The following is a 19,026-nucleotide window of genomic DNA, read 5'->3' as shown; positions in this document are numbered from 1 at the left end:
GACTTACCGTTTATGCCAAAACGGAGAACACAAAACCAATCCAAAACAACGAATCGCACTCTCTCTGATCTTGTATTCCCTATAGAAACAGGGGAAATAAGGGGTCCATAGTAATTGGAGAGGGCACCGCAATCGCAACGACGGACAGACTACACCCTTTATAGGTTAAGCGAACCGTTTATGCCAAAACGGAGAACACAAAACCAATTCGAAACAACGAAGCACACTCTCTCTGCCCTTGGATTTCCCTATAGAAATGAGGGGAATAAGGGGTTCATAGTAATTGAAGATGGCACCGCACTCGAAATAACAAAGTTACTAAGCCCCTTAATAGTTAAACTAGCGTTTACGCCAAAACGGAGAGTGTAGAACCAATCTGAAGAAGCGAAGCGCTCGCCTTTATCACCGGATTTCCAACAATTATACAGTGAAATAAGAGAAATCCGGGGGTAACAGCGATCGGAAGATGGTACTGCACTCGGAGTGACCAGGCGTAACATGCATGGTTTATCTTTTATCTAATCCAAAGGAGATGAAACAGGATGAGCGAAACCAAAGAAACCGTACTGGAGCAGGAAGAGCAGATTGTCGAAGCCGGCGTACACAATTTTAGCAAAGAGGAAGAATGGATCAAACCGGAGGACCCGTTGCTGAATGAGCGGCTGGAGTGGTTCAAGGATCAGAAGCTGGGGCTGATGATGCACTGGGGGCCGTATTCCCAGCTTGGTCTCGTGGAATCCTGGGCGCTGAGCGACGAGGATGGCGATTGGTCGCGCGATGACATCGATTGGACGGATGACATGGAAGATTTCAAACGGGAATACTTCGATCTGAACAAAACCTTCAATCCGATTCGCTTCCAGCCCGAGGAATGGGCACAGATGGCGGCAGATAACGGGTTCAAATACTTCCTGTTTACCACCAAGCACCATGACGGTTTCTGCATGTGGGATACCAAGACGACGGATTACCGGATTACGGGTAAAGACACGCCTTTTCACACCCATAAGTATGCGGACATCTGTCGAGCGCTATTTGACGCTTTCCGGGCCAAAGGACTTGGCATATCAGCGTACTTCTCCAAAGCGGACTGGCATACCCCGTATTACTGGGCACCGGGCATGGAACGTGGACGTCATATGTGGCGCGGGCCCTCGTATGATCCTCATAAATATCCATGGCTGTGGGAGAAATTCGTGGAGTTCACACATGAGCAGATCATGGAGCTGCTGACGAATTACGGACGGATCGAATGTCTGTGGCTGGATGCCGGCTGGGTGCGCGAAGGTCGCCACGGTCAGGATATCAGGCTTGGTGAAGTCGTGGAACGGGCGCGTCAGACCACCCAGCCTTGGCTCCTGTCCGCAGATCGCACCGTGGGTGGGCCGTATGAGAATATCGTTACCCCCGAGCAGACCATACCGGAACATCCGATGAACATTCCATGGGAAAGTTGTATTACCGTGGGCAACTCCTTTGCTTTTGGATTCGATGATCAGTATAAAACGGGGAGACAGCTGGCACATATTCTACTCGAAGTCGTATCCAAAGGTGGTAACCTGGCACTGAATGTAGGACCGCAACCGGATGGCCGTCTGCCAAAAGGGGCAATTCGAGGCATCAAGGGCCTCGGTGAATGGCTGAGTACTCACGGAGAAGGTGTTTATGGAACCCGGATATGCGGGCCTTATTTTACGAAGGATTGGGCTTTCACGCAGAAAGAAGAGATCAACACCGTATATGCCTTCCGTATATACCGAAATGAGAATGAGACCGTACAACCACAGTTAATCATTCCTTATCTGGAAAAGGTAGAGCGGATCGAACTCATCGGTAGCGATGACGTACTTTCGTATCAGCAGACGGAAGACGGACTTCTTGTGAATTTGCCACAATCCGCTGCAACGAGTGAAGCGCCGATCACACATACGTTCAGATTGATCACAAGCGCATAGAATGCCATGTCAATTCCGGGGGAGATATAACAGCCTCCGGGATTTTTATATTCATACATAAGGGACATAATTGCCAATAGAAATGGCCCGAAATCGCTTGCCACATAAGGGTTTTTAGAATAAAGAGAAGTCGGAGAAAATTGCAAATTGATAAAAGTTTATCGGGCGAGGTACTATCAAATCAAGAAAGCGCTACCTGATATGAATATTTACATCGTATTTGTTAAACAAGGAACTATGAACAGAAAAAAGGATGTTTAAGTGATGTAAATGTAATGTATTATTACACTTGAGGTGTAGAAGGAGTGACGCAAATGAGTCGAGCTACGGAAAGCATACCCGCCAAGATGGAACTCCAGCAGAGGAAACATGTGGAGCCCAAGCGGCAGCATCCATTCATCAAAAGCCTCAAGAAGCACTGGGAGCTATACCTGCTCGTGCTGCCCCCGGTGTTGTACCTGTTGATCTTCAAGTACATTCCTATGGTGGGTGTCCAGATCGCCTTCAAGGACTTCAGTGTAGTCAAAGGAATCTGGGGAAGCCCGTGGGTCGGATTCAAACACTTTGAAGCCTTCTTCCAATCTCCAAACTTCTGGCTACTGATCAAGAATACGATAGGTATCAGCTTCTATTCCTTAATTGCGGGTTTCCCCATTCCGATCCTGCTGGCCCTGGCGCTGAATGAGATTCGAACGGGTTACTTTAAGAAGACCGTCCAGATGGTTACCTACGCTCCGCATTTTATCTCCACGGTTGTCATGGTATCCATTATCATTCTGATGCTCTCCCCGCATGTGGGCGTGGTAGACAAGCTGTTCACACTGCTCGGCTTCCCGATGACCAACTTCATGGGTATTCCAGAATACTTCAAATCGATATATGTCTGGTCAGGTGTCTGGCAGGGCATGGGATATTCATCGATTATATACATTGCCGCCCTTGCTGGTGTTGATCCATCTCTCTATGAAGCAGCAAAGATGGACGGCGCATCAAGGCTTCGGAAAATCTGGCACATCGACCTTCCAACACTCGTTCCAGTCACCGTTATCATGCTGATTCTGAGTCTGGGCAGCATTATGGGCGTGGGCTTCGAGAAAATATACCTGATGCAGAATCCACTCAACACAAGCGCTTCGGAGGTCATCTCCACGTATGTGTACAAGGTGGGTCTGATCGGGGCGAATTTCAGCTTCTCCTCGGCAGTAGGGTTCTTCAACTCCATTATCAACCTGATCCTGCTGGTTATCGTCAACGGCATATCGCGCAAAGTATCCCAGAACAGCTTGTGGTAAAGGAGGAGTTTATCCATGTTCAACCTGATTAATCGTAACCGGATCAAGGACCCACTCGGTGACCGCATTTTCATGACATTCAACTATATCTTTCTGTTCGCCATACTGCTAACAGTGTTTTATCCGCTTTTGTATATCATCAGTTCTTCGTTCAGCTCTTCACGAGCCGTGACATCCGGTCAGGTGTGGCTGTTCCCGGTAGACTTTAACATCAAGGCGTACATCTCCATTTTCAAAAGCCAACAGCTTATGCTCGGTTTTTATAACACGATCATCTACACCGTGGTGGGCACGTTCATTAACGTGGTGCTGACCGTCATGCTGGCGTATCCTTTGTCACGAAAATCGTTTTATGGACGAGGGGCCATCATTATTTTCATGATGATCACGATGTTCTTTGATGGCGGTCTGATTCCCACCTACCTCTTGATGAAGGATTTGCACCTGCTCGATACACGTTGGGCGATGTGGCTGCCCGGGGCGCTCGCAGTATTCCAGGTCATCGTGGCAAGAACTTTCTTCCAATCTTCCATTCCGGAAGAACTCGGGGAGGCCGCGGAAATGGATGGTTGCCGGGATATCCGGTATCTGATCAGCGTAGTTCTTCCCTTATCAAAGCCCATTCTGGCAGTCATGACACTCATGTATGCCGTAGGTCACTGGAATGCGTACTTTGATGCATTGATCTACCTGCGTTCCGAGAAATTGTTCCCTCTACAATACGTGCTTCGCAATCTGCTCATCCTGAACGCGGCTGATCCGGCGATGCTCGCCAATACCAGCCAACAGATGCGGGACCAAGGGTTCGAGCAGGTGTTGAAATATGCACTGATTGTTGTCGCGAGCATTCCAATTCTGATCATGTATCCATTTGTACAGAAACATTTTGTTAAAGGGGTCATGGTTGGTTCCCTGAAAGGTTAATCCTTGTGAGTTAAGCCCGGTTGCCTCTTGAAAGGAGGTGGAAGGAACACGCCGGCTTCCGGGGTCGATTTTATACACGTGCAGTACAAGTCAATAATTTGCCGTTATGAACAAAAAGGAGGAGTCAGATTGAGAAAATCTTGGATTTCGATGTTGTTTCTGGTCTTTGCTTCGATGGCTTTGTTGTCCGCATGCAGTTCATCCGAGGAATCGGGTGGAAGTAGCGACGGTAGCGGGGAGAGCGGCGGTCCTGTAACCATGACCCTCTTTGCTCCGCAAGGCAAAGCGTCCATGGAAGAGAATGAATTTACCCAATTTATCGAAGACAAGTTCGACGTTACCCTAAAATGGGATCTGGCCCCAACGGACGCTTTGCAGGATCGCAGACAATTGCTGCTGGCTAGTGGTGATTATCCGGAAGTATTTCTTCACGGCAAGTTCACCACCTCAGACCTTCAAACCTATGGAAAACAGGGCGTGTTCCTTCCGCTACAAGATCTGATTCAGAAGTATGGTCCGAATCTTACCAAGATTATGGAAGAGAAACCATACTTCAAAGAAGCCATTACGGCACCGGACGGCAACATCTATGCGCTGCCTATCTTCAATGAATGTTACCACTGTACGTATGCACAGAAATACTGGATCAACACGGAATGGCTCGATAATTTGGGTCTGAAAATGCCAACCACAACTGATGAACTGTATACCGTTCTGAAGGCGTTTAAGACACAAGATCCAAACGGTAACGGGAAAGCGGACGAGATTCCACTCACGGGCGCACCGAACAAGTATGTATGGAATGGCAACATTGATGCCTACCTGATGAATAGCTTTATATACAATGATAACGACAAATACCTAATCGTGAACGATGGCAAGGTGAGTTTTGCCGCCAATCAGGAAGGCTGGAAGAAAGGGCTGGAGTACATGAACAAGCTCTATGCAGATGGCCTGATTGATCCGGCTTCCTTTACACAGAACGATCAGGCGATTGGACAGCTGGGGAACAAGGAAGGCGATGAAGTGGTCGGCTCCATTACAACGGCGCTGGTCAGTTATCTCGTGAATACTTATGACAAAGATATCACTCGTCACCAGCACTGGGAGATCGTTCCTCCATTGAAAGGACCAGATGGAGTGCAGACGACAGGCGCCACGCAGAGCGTAGGTGAGTTTGAGTTTGCCATCACAAACAAAGCGACAGAAGCACAGCAGATTGCCGCCATCAAGATCGTAGACTACATGTTCAGTGAAGAAGGTGCGCTGTACGCGGAGTATGGACCAACTGAAGGCAAGGGCTGGAAGAAGGCAGATGCCGATGAGAAAAACATCAATGGCGAGCCGGCCAAATACAGCTACTACAACCTGCCTGAGCGTGATCCAAACGTTGTTGTGAACGAGAGTTGGTCACAGATCGGAGCACATGACTTGTCCAACACGTTCCGTAATTTGTTTGCGGAAGGACAGAATCCTTTAGAAGCAGAGGGTTATGGTACACGTCTGGCTCAAGCTACCAATGTGTATGAACCTTATGCACCCAAAGAAGTATACCCTGCGAACGTGTTTATCCGTCCGGAGGATACGGAATCAGCTGCACAACTGACTACGGCCATTAAGGATTATGTGCAGACGAATATGGCACAGTTCATTATTGGCAGCAAAAGCATTGATAAGGAATGGGATTCGTATGTCAAAGGCTTCGATGGTCTCGGACTGAGTAATTACCTTGAGATCTACCAGCGTGCCATTGAGAAAAATCAATAATTGAAGGATTCAATATAGAGGCTGTCCCGTCTGTCACCCGTGACCGGGACGGTCTTCTCCTATGACAACCCCACGTCATCCGATATAATGTACTGAATATTTATGGAAAATTAGCGATCAGCACAGATGTTTGTCGTCATTCAGCATGAACAGTAATGGTGGGGGGATCTCGGAGATGAACAACAATTGGTTTAGACGTTTGCTGTTATCGTATCTGCCTGTTTTCTTTATTGTGACGACCATTCTATTCTTTATTTTCTTTCAAGTATTCAATGAACAGAACCGTAGAGAAGCGCTCAAGGCCAATGAATTTCTGGCCTCTCAGGTCACGCAATATCTGGACAACTCCCTGCGTTCCATCGACTTCAAGGTACTGCGTGAGATTTTGACCAACCCTAACTTGAAGAATTATTTCTCGGTATCTGGCAGCGATGATGTGTATGCCGGCATTCAGGCGGTCCAGGTGGTTGATGAATTGAAAATAGAGTATCCGCTGATTGATTCAATTTATCTCGTTCGATACGGGGATGGCACGGTCTTCAGTAACGGGAAGGCTGTTCCGATTGAAGAGTTCCCGGATGCAGACTTTATTGCAGATAGCCGGTCAAGGGATGAACAGAAGTGGGCAGGGGCACGAGCGTTCCGAGCTTTTCCTTCACAAGCGACGGAGCAGGTGATTACGATTGTGCGAAGTGTAGGAAACGGCAAAGGACTTGTGGTGACAAATGTGGACCTGAGTATCCTGAGGAAATCCATTATGCAGATGTATGATCCGGAATTTACGTTTGTGAACATCTTCAACCGTTCGGGCGGCAATCTGTGGGATAGCAGCATGCCAGGAGGGGTTGCAGCTTCTACTAAAACCACGTCGGGAGAAGTTTTCTCCGAATTTACGTCGAGTTATAGCGGTTGGAAGGTGCAGACAGGTCTCAATAATGGAAAAATCGTCAAATGGACGCTGCAATTTTATAATATCTGGTTTGCCTTTGCGGTAGTGGTTGTGTTGATTGGTGTGGTGTGGGTGATCTATGTTACCCGCAGAAACTACAAGCCGATTCAGCAGATTGTCACGTTAATTCAGACCGTCTCTTCGCAGAAGCAATCGGGGCTCAACTATGGCAAGGAGAATGAGTTTCGATTCATCCATACAACGCTGGAACGCATGATTGATCAGACGAGGCAATATCAGGAGGAGCATGAAGAGAATCTGATTTTGCAGAAAAAAATGTTCTTTCAGGAGTTGCTGGAGGGCACACGAGACTTTACGAGCACGGAGCTGACAGCCGAGATGAAGAAGTTCAAACTGCCTGAGCTGGAGCATCGTTGGGCCGTCATGGTAGTTGAAATGGATCGGTATGATGCATTTGTGACGGAGTATCATCATCAGGACCAATCCCTCCTGAAATTTGTGTTATCCAGTATTCTGCAGGAGAGTGCGCGTCATGAAGGAACGGAAGTATGGGCTGAATGGATCTCCGATCAGCGTCTGTACGCCATCCTCTGGATTCCGGCAATGGAACAGGCCGAGGAGACTGAGCATCGATTGCTTGCTGGTTATCTGGACAGAATCGATCAGTATCTGAACTTCACCGTGACCATTGGTGTTGGTCGGGTTGCTGTTGATATTCGGGGGTTGAGAGCTTCATTGAAAGAAGCTGTGCATGCGCTGGAGTACAAGGCTGTACTGGGCATAAATCGCATCATTCCGTGTAGTGATGTGCCGAATTCGACCAATGATGTGTATGAGTTCCTGAAGACCATCTCCCTGCTGGTACAGGCGATGCGCTTGTCGGACGATGTTTGGGAAAAGCATTTTGAGAGACTGTTTGAACAAATCAGTGAGTCCGTTCTGTCCCGTCAGGAGATTATGAATACGATCCAATTGTTATTTCAACATTACAATCGGGAATTCGCCGAACTTCCACGAGAGTATCAGGAGTCATGGGCCGCTATATTCACCCCACTTCTTCCAAGGCTGGAGGGCTGGGAGACGTTAGACGATCTGCGTGAGCTGTGCTGGGAAGGGTTCAGAGAACTGGCGTTGCAGATGCAGACGCTGCATTGTTCCCGAAAACACAGATCACATATTCTGGAGATACGCAAATACATCGAAGAGCATTACAACAATCCTGATCTGTCACTCAACTACCTTAGTGATCTATTCGATATTAATCCGAAGTATCTGAGCAAGCTTTTCAAGGATGAGATTGGGGAGAAGTTTGTGGATCTGCTCATTAGTCATCGCATCGAAAAAGCCAAGCTGCTCATGCAGGAGACGGATAAGGCTATTCAGGAGATCAGTGAAGAAGTGGGATACACGAACTATAATTCCTTCAACCGGGCTTTCAAGAACGTGGTGGGTGTGGCACCAAGTGACTACCGCAAAGCCATGTGAGTGCATGCGCCTAACTAATTCCGAACGCATAAGGAGAATGTGTATATGGACTATAAAGATGCTTCGCTTCCCATTCAGGAGCGGGTTCAGGATCTGATCGGACGGATGACAACAGCCGAGAAGATCGGACAACTCATCCAGCCGATGGGGTGGAAGACGTATGACAAAGCAGCAGATGGTACAGTACGGGTGACGGAAGAGTTCAAAGCGGACATGGAACAGGGCGGTGTCGGTTCTCTGTATGGTGTGCTTCGGGCCGATCCATGGACCGAAGTGACGCTGGAAACGGGGCTGACCCCACGGCAGGGAGCCGTTGCCACAAATGTCATTCAACAGTATGCCATGGAGCATTCTCGGCTGGGCATTCCCATTTTGTTCGGAGAAGAGTGTTCCCACGGGCATATGGCGATTGGGGCGACAGTATTTCCGGTACCGTTAACAGTGGGCAGCACATGGAATATGGAGTTGTACCGCAAGATGTGTGAAGCCATCGCTGTGGAGACCCGGAGCCAAGGTGGAGCGGCAACGTATTCCCCGGTGCTTGATGTCGTACGTGACCCGAGATGGGGACGGACGGAAGAATGTTTTGCCGAAGATCCATACTTAATCGGTGAATTCGCAGTGGAAGCCATGAAGGGACTACAGGGTGACCGCCTTGATTCCAACCAGACAATTGTGGCGACACTCAAGCATTTTGCGGCTTATGGCAGTTCGGAGGGTGGGCGTAATGCAGCACCTGTGCATATGGGATTACGTGAATTGCATGAAATAGACCTGTTGCCGTTCAAAAAGGCAGTGGAAGCCGGGGCTTGCTCCGTGATGACCGCTTATAACGAGATTGATGGGGTACCGTGCACGTCCAGTACGTATCTGTTGAATGACCTTCTGCGTGAGCAGTGGGGGTTTGATGGATTCGTCATTACTGATTTTGGCGCCATTCAGATGCTGGTCCATGGACATTACACCGCTGAGAACGGGGAGCAGGCCGTAGCACAGTCCCTTCAGGCAGGGGTAGACATGGAAATGTCCGGGTACATGTACCGCAAACATCTTGGTCAGGCGCTTGAGCAGGGATTGATCGTAGAGAAGGATCTGGACTTGGCTGTGTGGCGGGTGCTGGAGATGAAATTCAGACTGGGGCTATTTGAAAAGCCTTTCGTAGATCCTGACTTTGCAGAACAGGTCATCGGATGTGAAGACCATACACAGCTGGCGAGGGAAGTTGCACAAGAGGGGATTGTTTTACTGAAAAATGAGGGAAATACTCTTCCGCTTGCCAAAACAGGTACAAAGCTAGCTGTCATTGGTCCGAACGCGAACCATATCTATAACCAGCTCGGGGACTATACCTCGCCACAGCCGAGAGAGCAGATCGTCACCGTACTGGATGGCATTATACGCAAGCTTGGTGCGGATTCGGGTCAGGTGCTGTACGCACCCGGCTGCCGGATTAAAGGCGATTCCAGAGAGGGCTTTGCACAAGCGCTCGCCTGTGCGGAACAGGCCGATGTCATCGTGATGGTGATGGGTGGTTCCAGCGCCCGCGATTTTGGTGAAGGTACGATCGACTTGCGGACAGGTGCGTCTGTGGTAACCGATGATCCATGGAACGATATGGAGTGCGGTGAGGGCATTGACCGGGCGTCTTTGAATCTCATGGGTGTTCAATTGGAGCTGGTGCAGGAGGTACATAAGCTGGGGAAACCCGTTATTGTGGTGTATATTAACGGCCGCCCCATTGCTGAACCTTGGATTGATGAGCATGTCCATGCCATTGTGGAAGCGTGGTACCCCGGACAGGAAGGTGGTAACGCGATTGCGGATATTCTGTTTGGCGATGTGAATCCATCGGGTCGTCTTACCGTCTCCATTCCCAAGCATGTTGGGCAACTTCCGGTCTATTATCATGCCAAACGCACTCGTGGCAAGCGGTATCTGGAGATGGATCTGGCGCCGCAGTATCCGTTTGGATATGGACTGAGCTACACCGAATTCAAATACGAGAATGTAAGAGTAATGCCAGAAGTCATCGGCCCGGAAGATGAAGCTCAGGTGATGGTTGAAGTCACGAATACCGGAGCGGTTGCGGGAAGCGAGGTTGTGCAGTTGTACATCACGGATGTGTCGGCTTCGGTTACGCGGGCTGAAATGTCACTTAAGGGTTTTCGTAAAATTCATCTGAAGCCAGGACAGACCCAGACCGTTACATTCCCTGTGCAAAAAGAACATCTCGCACTGATCGACTCCCGTCTCCAGTCTGTCGTAGAACCGGGTGAATTCAGGCTCATGGTTGGCTGCAATTCTATGGATTGGACCGCCTGCAGTCTGCACATTCAGAAGGTGGGGGTGGAGGTATGATTCGAATTCAGCGATTCATCGAAGATCTGAAACAGCGGCAATGGCTGGATACGATCGAGCTTCCAGCGTGGGAGATGCAGAGGGCCAGATACATTCGGCCAGGGGAATACGAGTACGAACAGGCAGAAGTAAATGAAGATGAGCAGTCCCACAAGGCAGTGCAAAACTTGAATCCGCTGAACAGCGTACATGGAACGACGTATTTTCTGAGCAAAATTGTGGAGATTCCTGCGGAATGGCAAGATCAAGCCGTTGGGCTGATCTTCGAGGCCGGAGGAGAAGGGCTGCTTAAGGTGAATGACATGCCTTATCACGGATTGGACCGGAACCACGGGTTCGTACCCCTTCCGAGAAGTCGGGTAGGAAATACACCGCAGTTGGAGATTGAACTCTACGATCCGATTCCAGAGCCGCATGATCCACTCAACCGACAAGCTGTCATTCAGCCGCCTATTCAGGGCATTCGGGCAGCGTTGGTTCATGTTAATCAGCCACTGCAGAGCCTGATGTACAGCGTGACGGTACTCGCCGAGTCGCTCCGGGCATATAACGAGAAGGAGCCCAAGCGGATGGCACTTGTTCAGGCTATTCATCAGGTGATGGATAACATGTACAATGACCCGGAACGCTGGAATGATGCAACCTGGATACAGAACTTCGAATATGTATTAGCACAGTCAGTACAGCAGGAAGACCCGGAGGAATATCGAAGTGGCTTCATGCATCTGGTTGGACAATCCCACATTGATATTGCCTGGCTGTGGCCTGTACGTGAGACGGTTCGCAAGTCCAGTCGCACGTTCTCGACCATGTGCACCTTGATGGATACGTACCCGGATTTTGTGTATTCCCAGAGCCAACCGCAGTTGTACGCCTTCGTGAAGGATCATTACCCGGAGCTGTACGAGCGAGTTAAAGCCCGTATTGCTGAAGGCCGCTGGGAGCTGGTCGGAGGCATGTGGGTCGAGCCGGATCTGAATATTCCGAGTGGCGAGTCGTTAGTTCGGCAGATTCTGTATGGACAGAACTTCTATCAGGCGGAGTTTGGCAAACGCTCCAACATCGAGTGGCTGCCGGATACCTTTGGCTACTGTGCTTCCTTGCCGCAGATGCTGAAACTCGCGGATATTCCTTATTTTATGACCACCAAGCTGAATTGGAATGATACCAATGCGTTTCCGTATGACCTCTTCGACTGGGTAGGCATTGATGGTACTTCGGTGCTTGCGTATCTGAACCATGGGGTGAATGAGCATACACGTCCCAAAGATGTGGATGAACATTGGCAATCATTTAAACAAAAGGATGTTCACCCTGAGCAAATGTTGCTTTACGGACATGGCGATGGTGGTGGCGGCGTGACGAATGAGATGGTGGAGTTTGCGGAGCGATCCCACTTGATGGTGGGACAGCCAATCAGCAAATTCAGCACAGCAGGGGCTTTTTTTGAAGACATATCATTAAATAATCCGACGTTGCCAAAATGGCACGGGGACTTGTATCTGGAACTGCATCGCGGAACGTATACAACTCATGCGAGGAACAAACGTAGCAACCGCAAGGCAGAGGTATTATATCGGGAAGCGGAAATCTGGGGGCAATTTGCCAGGGCTTACGGCGCGCACACGAAGAATGATCTGGATGAAGGCTGGAAGTTGATTATGCTCAACCAATTCCATGACATTATTCCGGGAACGTCGATTCCTGAAGTATACGTAACGTCCACCGAGGAGTACACGAAGGTATTTGCACTGGGTACATCCGCACTACGGGAAACGCTGGATACCCTTGCGGAGAACATTGCAACAGATGAAGTTGATGGTCTCCCCTACATTATATTTAACAGCCTCGGCTGGGAACGTGGAGAAAATATCACCATTACAGGGGATGCTCACCTCGCCAGGATGGCAGCATTTGATCGTCAAGGAAACCGTCTGGCCTGTGATCTTGAACAAAAGGAAGACAAGTATACGCTACTCGTGCATGTTCCGTCGATTCCTGCTTTTGGGTATACAACCATATGGCTGCGCGAAGCATCGGATGTTATCCTTCCAGTAAGGGAAGAAAAATCCTTCCCTTCCACGTGGGAAACTGAATTTTACACGCTTGAGTTTAATGACTTGGGAGAGATTACTCGATGGTATGACAAAACGGTAGGACGTGACTGGCTGAAGCCTGGTGATCGGGCGAATGAGTGGCAGTTTTTCCACGACAAACCGACGTACTGGGATGCATGGGATATCGATCCACGATTTGAATCCCAGCGAGCAGGTGCAGTGCAGTTGATCTCCAGAGAGGTTGTACAGAGCGGGGCTACGCGAGATGTACTGCGTTTTGTATGGAAGCTGAATCAATCGGAGATCAGTCAGGATATCATTTTGCATCGTTACCAGCGGCGTGTTGATTTCCGTACAAAAGTGAACTGGAATGAGAGCCATAAACTGCTCAAGGTGGCATTTCCGGTGGACCTGGTGGCAGCCAAAGCGGCTTATGAAATTCCGTTTGGAGCGTTGGAGCGTCCAACTCATAACAACACCAGTTGGGAGCAGGCGCAGTTCGAGGTCTGTGGACATCGTTGGGCGGATATCTCGGAGGGCAACAGCGGTGTGAGTTTGCTGAATGATTGCAAGTACGGGTATGACATCAAGGATCGGACGATCCGCCTGTCTCTGCTTCGTGCTCCGAAATGGCCGGATGAACATGCCGATCAGGGCGATCATGAATTCACGTATTCTATCCTGCCCCATCAGGGCGATTGGCGACAAGCTACCGTCGTTCGCCGGGCGATGGAGCTGAATCATCCGGTCGAAGTTGTGGCAGCGAGTCAGTCTTCCGGTCACTTGCCAGCTGAACATGCTTGGGTTCAGTTCCACAGTGAACATGTTATTCTGGATGCAATCAAGCCAGCGGAAGACGGTTCGGGAACAGTACTACGTTTCTACGAATCATCCGGAGGTCGGGAAACGGTGCAGGTTCAGTGGGCCGAAAAGGAAATCAAAGCGTCCATCATTAATCTTCTGGAGGATGAGATCCATCCGTTGGCTTGTTCAAACGGCACAATTGAACTGACATTCAAACCGTATGAGATCAAGTCGGTGAAACTTGTTGATATCAGTAATGAGTCGAACCTTACATTTACATGAGAACGTAGAGTTACTCACTCAATCACAGGAGGTATGACATGAAATTAACGAATAAGATTGGTGTCATCGTGGATAGCTTTGGCGTAGGTGTACGGGAAGGGTTGAACAAAGCCAAAGACGTAGGAGCAGAAGGTGTGCAGATCTACGCCGTCAAGGGAGAGATGGACCCTGAAAATTTGTCGCCTGCGGCGCGTAAGGAGTTGAAGAGTTACATCGATTCGCTAGGTCTCGACATTTCAGCATTGGTCGGTGATCTGGGCGGACATGGGTTTCAGGTCAAGGAAGATAATCCGTGGAAAGTAGAGAAGTCGAAGCGGATCGTGGATCTGGCCCTCGATCTAGGCACCAACATTGTCACTACACATATCGGCATTGTTCCACATGACCCTTCATCAGAAGTTTATGCCACGCTGCATGCTGCTTGTGAGGAACTGGGCCAATACGCCAAAAGTGTTGGCGCATACTTTGCCATTGAGACAGGACCGGAAACGGCTGCTGACTTGAAAGGATTCCTGGATACGTTATCGACCAACGGAGTATCGGTGAATTTTGACCCGGCGAATATGGTGATGGTGACCGGAGATGATCCGGCGCGGGGCGTTCATCTGCTCAAGGATTACATCGTACATACTCATGTGAAGGATGGTGTGCGGCTGAAGGAAGTTGACCCACGAGACGTATACGGAGCGGTCGGTTATGCCCCTATGGATCACGATAAGATTGCCGAGATGGTCTCTTCCGGGACTTTCTTCCGTGAGGTGCCGCTGGGCGAGGGTGGCGTTGATTTTGATGGATACTTTGCAGCGCTTCAGGAGATTGGTTACACCGGTTATCTGACGATTGAACGTGAAGTAGGCCATCAACCGGAGCAGGACATTCGCAAAGCGGTTCAATTTATCCAACAATATCGATAGGGAGCTGAGCAGATGAAAGTGGGCCTGAGCACGTATAGTTTGTTGAACGATTTGAATTCGGGTGAGATGACGGTGCTGGATGTGATCGACTGGATTGCGGCGAACGGCGGCGAGCATATGGAGATGGTGCCTTACGGTTATACCGTGGAGGATAATCACGATCTGGCGGATGCGATTCGGGAACGGGCAGCGTCTACGGGTATTGAACTGTCCAACTACTCCATGCCAGCGAATTTCGTGCAGGAGACGGAAGAGGCGTTTGAAGAGGAGATGGCTCGGGTCAAAAGACATGTGGATGTCGTACACCGGATGGGTGTAAAACATCTGCGTCATGACGTCACGGCGTTTACTCTGCCAAAGGAGAAGATGACCATCACCTGGTTCGAGGAACATCTGCCGCTGATGGTGCGGGGAAGCCAGATTATTGCGGACTATGCCGCGCAGTTTGGCATCACCACAACCATTGAAAATCACGGCTTCAGCGTGCAGGCGAGTGATCGGGTGCAGCGTGTTCTGCATGCTGTAGATCGTCCGAACTTCAAAACAACACTCGATATTGGAAACTTCATGTGTGTGGATGAGAATCCGATCATCGGTGTCATGAAAAATCTGCCGTACGCTTCTCTGGTCCACTTCAAAGATTTCTACTTCCGTCCTTATGATGAGCATCCGGGTGAGGGTGAATGGTTCACGACAGCCTATGGTAACTTCCTGCGAGGGGCCATCGTTGGACAAGGTGACATTCCAATTCGTAAAATTGTGAAGCTGATCAAAGACTCCGGCTATGATGGCAACATTACGGTGGAGTTCGAAGGCATGGAGGAATGCAAATCCGCATCTAAAATCGCCATGGACAACCTGCGCCGCTTCTGGGAAGAGGCGTAACGAAGCATGATGAAACATAATAAGGGAATGGATCAAGGGCCACTTTTCGAAGTGGCTCTTATTGTTGATCATCAGGATTCTGGACTGTCCATCGGTCCAGGATCATTTCGATGTAACGCATGGTATCCGTAGTCATACCATATAGACGAGCTGACTGATCATCCTCTGGGGTGATATAATCCCAATATTTTTCTGCCAATTCTGCATTCCCTTGAAAAGCCCTTTCAGCATAATCAGAGATTCGAATGGCCAGTAACCGTGAGGCTTCGGAATCCGGAGGTTCCATCTTGCATGTATGGACATCTTTAAGAATATCAGCCCATTCCATGGATATTGAATTGTTCTGATTATTCAGAGGTAACGATTCCATTTCTTCAGGTGTAAAAACATCTTGTCGGAACTTGCCCGGAGGCTGATCCAGTTCACGGATGAAACCCAACATTTCATCCAGACTGATTGTACCAGATGCTCTGATGGCATATATGGTTGAAAAAAGAAGATGCTCGACCTTGCTTAATCTCTCCTGCTGTTCCTTAACGACGGCCAGTTGTTGTTCCAAAGTATTATTCCATAAAGTAAGGGTACTCTCTGGTTCGGAGCGAGCAGCATCCTGATCGAGGAATTCTCCAATCTCATTCAATTTAAAATGCATTTTCTTCAGAATGGTAATCTGCTGAAGCCGTAAAATATCCTTTTCACCATATAAGCGATACTGATTGTTCTCATTACGGGCCGGTCGCAGTAAACCCAGCTTCTCATAATAATGCAGTGTTCGGATGGATACTCCGGTATGTTTGGATAGTTGTCCAACGGTATACAACAGCAGATCCCTCCCTCATGATTTATGTATTCTCCACCAGCGCCATGCATTGAGCACCGCCAGAATGATCCCACCGACGAAGATTATCATCATATACAAAATAAATATTTCGGCCAACCCATTATCTTGCGCGGTATAGCTTAACAATGCCGGTCTATCACCTGGCATAACAACGAATCGGGCTACTTCCAGGTAAGCGACATGAAATCCGATGGAGGCCCATAGAGAACCGGTCAAACTGCGCAGAAGCTGTAACGTAATTCCATAGGTCAAGAGTAGGATCATATAATCCAAGGTTATCCGGTTTCCGGCATCCATACCGACGAGCTCTTGCAATAGGCTGACACTCATCGGAACCAGCAGAAAGAGTATGATTTGAGTTACATAAGCGAAAAACACAGGAAGTCGCAGTCTGAGGCGTAATCCATCATAGACCATGCCTCGCATGGATAGTTCCTCTGGCAAAGCTTCGTACAAGAAAGCAATACAACTATTAAGTGCAACAGCAAGCAAGAACTCGGCTGAGAAGTGCCACTCCGTAATCGTAATCCAGTTGTTCATACTGGCTATCGCTAACCCGATGAAGGCCAGAGAAGTGGCAAATAATGCGCCAAAGAGCAAGTGAATTATGCTTTTTCCTGTCAGAGGAAGAAGAACGGACTTCATATGGAAGTGTCTTCGAATGACGAATAATACGGGTAAGACGATACTAATAATGACAACAGCCTGGATGAGATGAACCATCCATTCAGCAGCACCAATAGTGCTGACAAACTCCCCTGCGAGTGTAGCAAAAAACAGACCCAATGTCATCGTCAACCAACTCATCCCAATAATGGATATTCCACTGCTGCGTCGTTTCTTGGTTACATGTTCAGTTGACATACTCATGCTAATCCCCTCCTGAAGCCAGTATAAACCCTCGAGTTAACGTCAGGGTCAAGCAGGAAATATGCCTATCAGAATATGGTTCTGCGCAAGGATTAAGTTACGAGCAGCACAAGTGTGGTATACTGGATATATTCAGCCTGATAATAACTGGCTATGGATAGGAGATGTCACTGATCTATGCAGGTATTCGAGGACTGGAATCAGAAAGTAAAGAGGACGTTTAATGCTACGAACCCAGAGGTAGTGTTGACGGTATCGGAAGCTGGAAGTTTGCTTGGTTTGACCAAAGACCAGATGAAACTGTACGTGGACAAGAACAAACTAACGAAGGTCCCGATCATGAGAAGTGTTCACCGATACCTCTTATTGAAAAGTGAAATAGATAACATCGTTCAAGCTCGATAACTTCATAGGATTGAACACAACCATTTTACCGACAGGATTCGGGAGAGTGGTCTTTTTTTTATGGGAAAGGGGACAGAACGTGCTGAATAAAGTGTCAGGTTGGTTCTATCAGCGGGTGAATTGGAAATGGGTTGCAGCTGCGATTGTTGTATTTGCTTGTTTCATTGCATTTATTCTGCCCTGGCAGGCGGCAAAGTCGGAGGAGGCCACCGGTGGAGGGCAGTCCCCGGATTCGTCTTTTCTGTACACGGCGGATGATCTGTATCAGATGGCTGAGCAGTATGGTGAAGCAGGGCGGAGCGCCTATATTCAGGCACGGTTCACATTTGACCTCATATGGCCCTTGGCCTATCTGTTTCTGTTGGTTGTTCTGTTATCGATACTATATCGCGAACTTCCGGTAAAGAGTAGCTGGCGCTGGGTGAATCTGATTCCGGTCTTAGGTTGGGCTATGGACATGCTTGAAAACATAGGTGCGTCCCTGATCATGCATCGTTATCCTGAACGTACGCCTGTGCTTGCTGAACTCACTCCGATATTTACCCTGTTGAAATGGTGTCTGATCTATGCCAGTTTTGCAGCACTGGTTCCGGGTGTTCTGATCACGGTTCTCTACTACATACGCAGGCGCAAGAAGTAGTGGGAGAGGGATGGATTAAGAATATGTTGGTAACCCTAATCGTGTAAAGGTCCGCAGTGATGAGTGCAGAAATATACGCTTGTCAAAGGACAACCTGTTCATATATACTCATGTCGCAAGTGGCGTGAATCGTATAATTACAAGAGCCCAAGGAGATGAAGAACGCATGTCGATCAGCTTGAATGTGTATCTGGTTACAGACGGTAATGGACGTGAAGCGGTAGATTTTTATCAAAAGGCATTTGGAGCCGAAGTGCTCGCGCTTCAAACATTTGGCGACGGTCCATCTGACCCGAATCACCCCATCCCGCCAGAAGCGAAAGACCGTATTATGCATGCTTCTTTGCAGATTGGCAGCTCGGTATTAATGTTGTCTGATACGTTTCCAGGTATGCCGTACACTGTAGGTAATCATGTTACGGTTACGGTGAACACGGATACGACGGATGAAGCCAAAGCGATTTTCAACCAGTTGCAAGACGGTGGCGAAGTGAAAATGCCGATACAAGAAACGTTCTGGAGTCCAGCCTACGGTTCGGTTGTCGATAAGTTTGGCGTACAGTTTCAGATCAGTGCTACGCCGGGACAAGCTTAAGAGTGTACTCTTCACTAATATAAACTTCAAATGGCAAAACCT

Annotated in this window: 14 protein-coding genes; 12 read left to right on the top strand and 2 right to left on the bottom strand. The window is 48.7% G+C overall.

All coding sequences use genetic code 11. The annotated features are described in order from the left end of the window. Positions 1-542 precede the first annotated feature (542 nt). The 9 genes from MKY28_RS24960 (at position 543) to MKY28_RS24920 (ending at position 15,633) form a co-directional block, all read left to right on the top strand. Positions 543-1,955, top strand: coding sequence for an alpha-L-fucosidase (locus MKY28_RS24960; RefSeq protein WP_340937320.1), 1,413 nt, complete (start codon positions 543-545; stop codon positions 1,953-1,955). Between the two features lie 314 nt (positions 1,956-2,269). After that, the gene (locus tag MKY28_RS24955; protein ID WP_105602244.1) at positions 2,270-3,247 is read left to right on the top strand and encodes an ABC transporter permease; all 978 of its coding nucleotides are present in this window, start codon (positions 2,270-2,272) and stop codon (positions 3,245-3,247) included. A 15-nt stretch (positions 3,248-3,262) separates the two neighbouring features. Beyond that, positions 3,263-4,171 (top strand): carbohydrate ABC transporter permease, encoded by a 909-nt coding sequence (locus MKY28_RS24950; protein WP_017691189.1) that lies wholly within the window; start codon positions 3,263-3,265, stop codon positions 4,169-4,171. 129 nt (positions 4,172-4,300) lie between these two features. Beyond that, positions 4,301-5,938, top strand: coding sequence for an extracellular solute-binding protein (locus MKY28_RS24945; protein WP_083677571.1), 1,638 nt, complete (start codon positions 4,301-4,303; stop codon positions 5,936-5,938). Between the two features lie 175 nt (positions 5,939-6,113). Further along, positions 6,114-8,333: a helix-turn-helix domain-containing protein gene (locus MKY28_RS24940; RefSeq protein WP_340937319.1), complete on the top strand. Its 2,220-nt coding sequence runs from the start codon at positions 6,114-6,116 to the stop codon at positions 8,331-8,333. 45 nt (positions 8,334-8,378) lie between these two features. Then, entirely contained in the window at positions 8,379-10,691 is a 2,313-nt protein-coding gene (locus MKY28_RS24935; protein WP_340937318.1) for a glycoside hydrolase family 3 N-terminal domain-containing protein, read from the top strand. Beyond that, complete coding sequence (locus tag MKY28_RS24930) at positions 10,688-13,834, top strand: alpha-mannosidase (protein ID WP_340937317.1); 3,147 nt, start codon at positions 10,688-10,690, stop codon at positions 13,832-13,834. The genes MKY28_RS24935 and MKY28_RS24930 overlap by 4 nt, the downstream gene beginning before the upstream one ends. Positions 13,835-13,872: 38 nt before the next feature. Continuing rightward, a complete protein-coding gene (locus tag MKY28_RS24925) occupies positions 13,873-14,748 on the top strand; it encodes a sugar phosphate isomerase/epimerase family protein (RefSeq protein WP_036674684.1) in 876 nt (291 codons plus the stop codon). Between the two features lie 12 nt (positions 14,749-14,760). Next, positions 14,761-15,633, top strand: coding sequence for a sugar phosphate isomerase/epimerase family protein (locus MKY28_RS24920; RefSeq protein ID WP_340937316.1), 873 nt, complete (start codon positions 14,761-14,763; stop codon positions 15,631-15,633). Between the two features lie 58 nt (positions 15,634-15,691). On the opposite strand, the gene MKY28_RS24915 is transcribed toward MKY28_RS24920, so the two are convergent. Together MKY28_RS24915 and MKY28_RS24910 are read right to left on the bottom strand one after the other, a co-directional pair. Then, positions 15,692-16,453, bottom strand: a complete 762-nt coding sequence (locus MKY28_RS24915) for a MerR family transcriptional regulator (RefSeq protein ID WP_340937314.1) — start codon at positions 16,451-16,453, stop codon at positions 15,692-15,694. A 15-nt stretch (positions 16,454-16,468) separates the two neighbouring features. Further along, entirely contained in the window at positions 16,469-17,344 is an 876-nt protein-coding gene (locus tag MKY28_RS24910; RefSeq protein WP_315371086.1) for a CPBP family glutamic-type intramembrane protease, read from the bottom strand. 177 nt (positions 17,345-17,521) lie between these two features. On the opposite strand from MKY28_RS24910, the gene MKY28_RS24905 reads away from it, so the two are divergent. From MKY28_RS24905 to MKY28_RS24895, 3 genes are all read left to right on the top strand, one after another. Continuing rightward, positions 17,522-17,749, top strand: coding sequence for a hypothetical protein (locus MKY28_RS24905; protein WP_017691180.1), 228 nt, complete (start codon positions 17,522-17,524; stop codon positions 17,747-17,749). A gap of 79 nt (positions 17,750-17,828) precedes the next feature. Continuing rightward, positions 17,829-18,389, top strand: coding sequence for a hypothetical protein (locus MKY28_RS24900; RefSeq protein WP_340937313.1), 561 nt, complete (start codon positions 17,829-17,831; stop codon positions 18,387-18,389). 166 nt (positions 18,390-18,555) lie between these two features. Further along, entirely contained in the window at positions 18,556-18,984 is a 429-nt protein-coding gene (locus MKY28_RS24895; RefSeq protein WP_036616351.1) for a VOC family protein, read from the top strand. Positions 18,985-19,026 lie beyond the last annotated feature (42 nt).

This window comes from Paenibacillus sp. FSL R5-0473 (assembly GCF_038004565.1).
Taxonomy (GTDB): Bacteria; Bacillota; Bacilli; order Paenibacillales; family Paenibacillaceae; genus Paenibacillus; species Paenibacillus amylolyticus.
Note: the sequence above shows the minus strand (reverse complement) of the source record. Positions and strands in the feature narration are given on the sequence as shown.

Coding starts and splice junctions, on each gene's coding strand:
- MKY28_RS24905 (WP_017691180.1), top strand. CDS start 17,522: ATGCAGGTATTCGAGGACTGGAATCAGAAAGTAAAGAGGACGTTTAAT.
- MKY28_RS24960 (WP_340937320.1), top strand. CDS start 543: ATGAGCGAAACCAAAGAAACCGTACTGGAGCAGGAAGAGCAGATTGTC.
- MKY28_RS24920 (WP_340937316.1), top strand. CDS start 14,761: ATGAAAGTGGGCCTGAGCACGTATAGTTTGTTGAACGATTTGAATTCG.
- MKY28_RS24950 (WP_017691189.1), top strand. CDS start 3,263: ATGTTCAACCTGATTAATCGTAACCGGATCAAGGACCCACTCGGTGAC.
- MKY28_RS24895 (WP_036616351.1), top strand. CDS start 18,556: ATGTCGATCAGCTTGAATGTGTATCTGGTTACAGACGGTAATGGACGT.
- MKY28_RS24940 (WP_340937319.1), top strand. CDS start 6,114: ATGAACAACAATTGGTTTAGACGTTTGCTGTTATCGTATCTGCCTGTT.
- MKY28_RS24925 (WP_036674684.1), top strand. CDS start 13,873: ATGAAATTAACGAATAAGATTGGTGTCATCGTGGATAGCTTTGGCGTA.
- MKY28_RS24955 (WP_105602244.1), top strand. CDS start 2,270: ATGAGTCGAGCTACGGAAAGCATACCCGCCAAGATGGAACTCCAGCAG.
- MKY28_RS24930 (WP_340937317.1), top strand. CDS start 10,688: ATGATTCGAATTCAGCGATTCATCGAAGATCTGAAACAGCGGCAATGG.
- MKY28_RS24935 (WP_340937318.1), top strand. CDS start 8,379: ATGGACTATAAAGATGCTTCGCTTCCCATTCAGGAGCGGGTTCAGGAT.
- MKY28_RS24910 (WP_315371086.1), bottom strand. CDS start 17,344: ATGAGTATGTCAACTGAACATGTAACCAAGAAACGACGCAGCAGTGGA.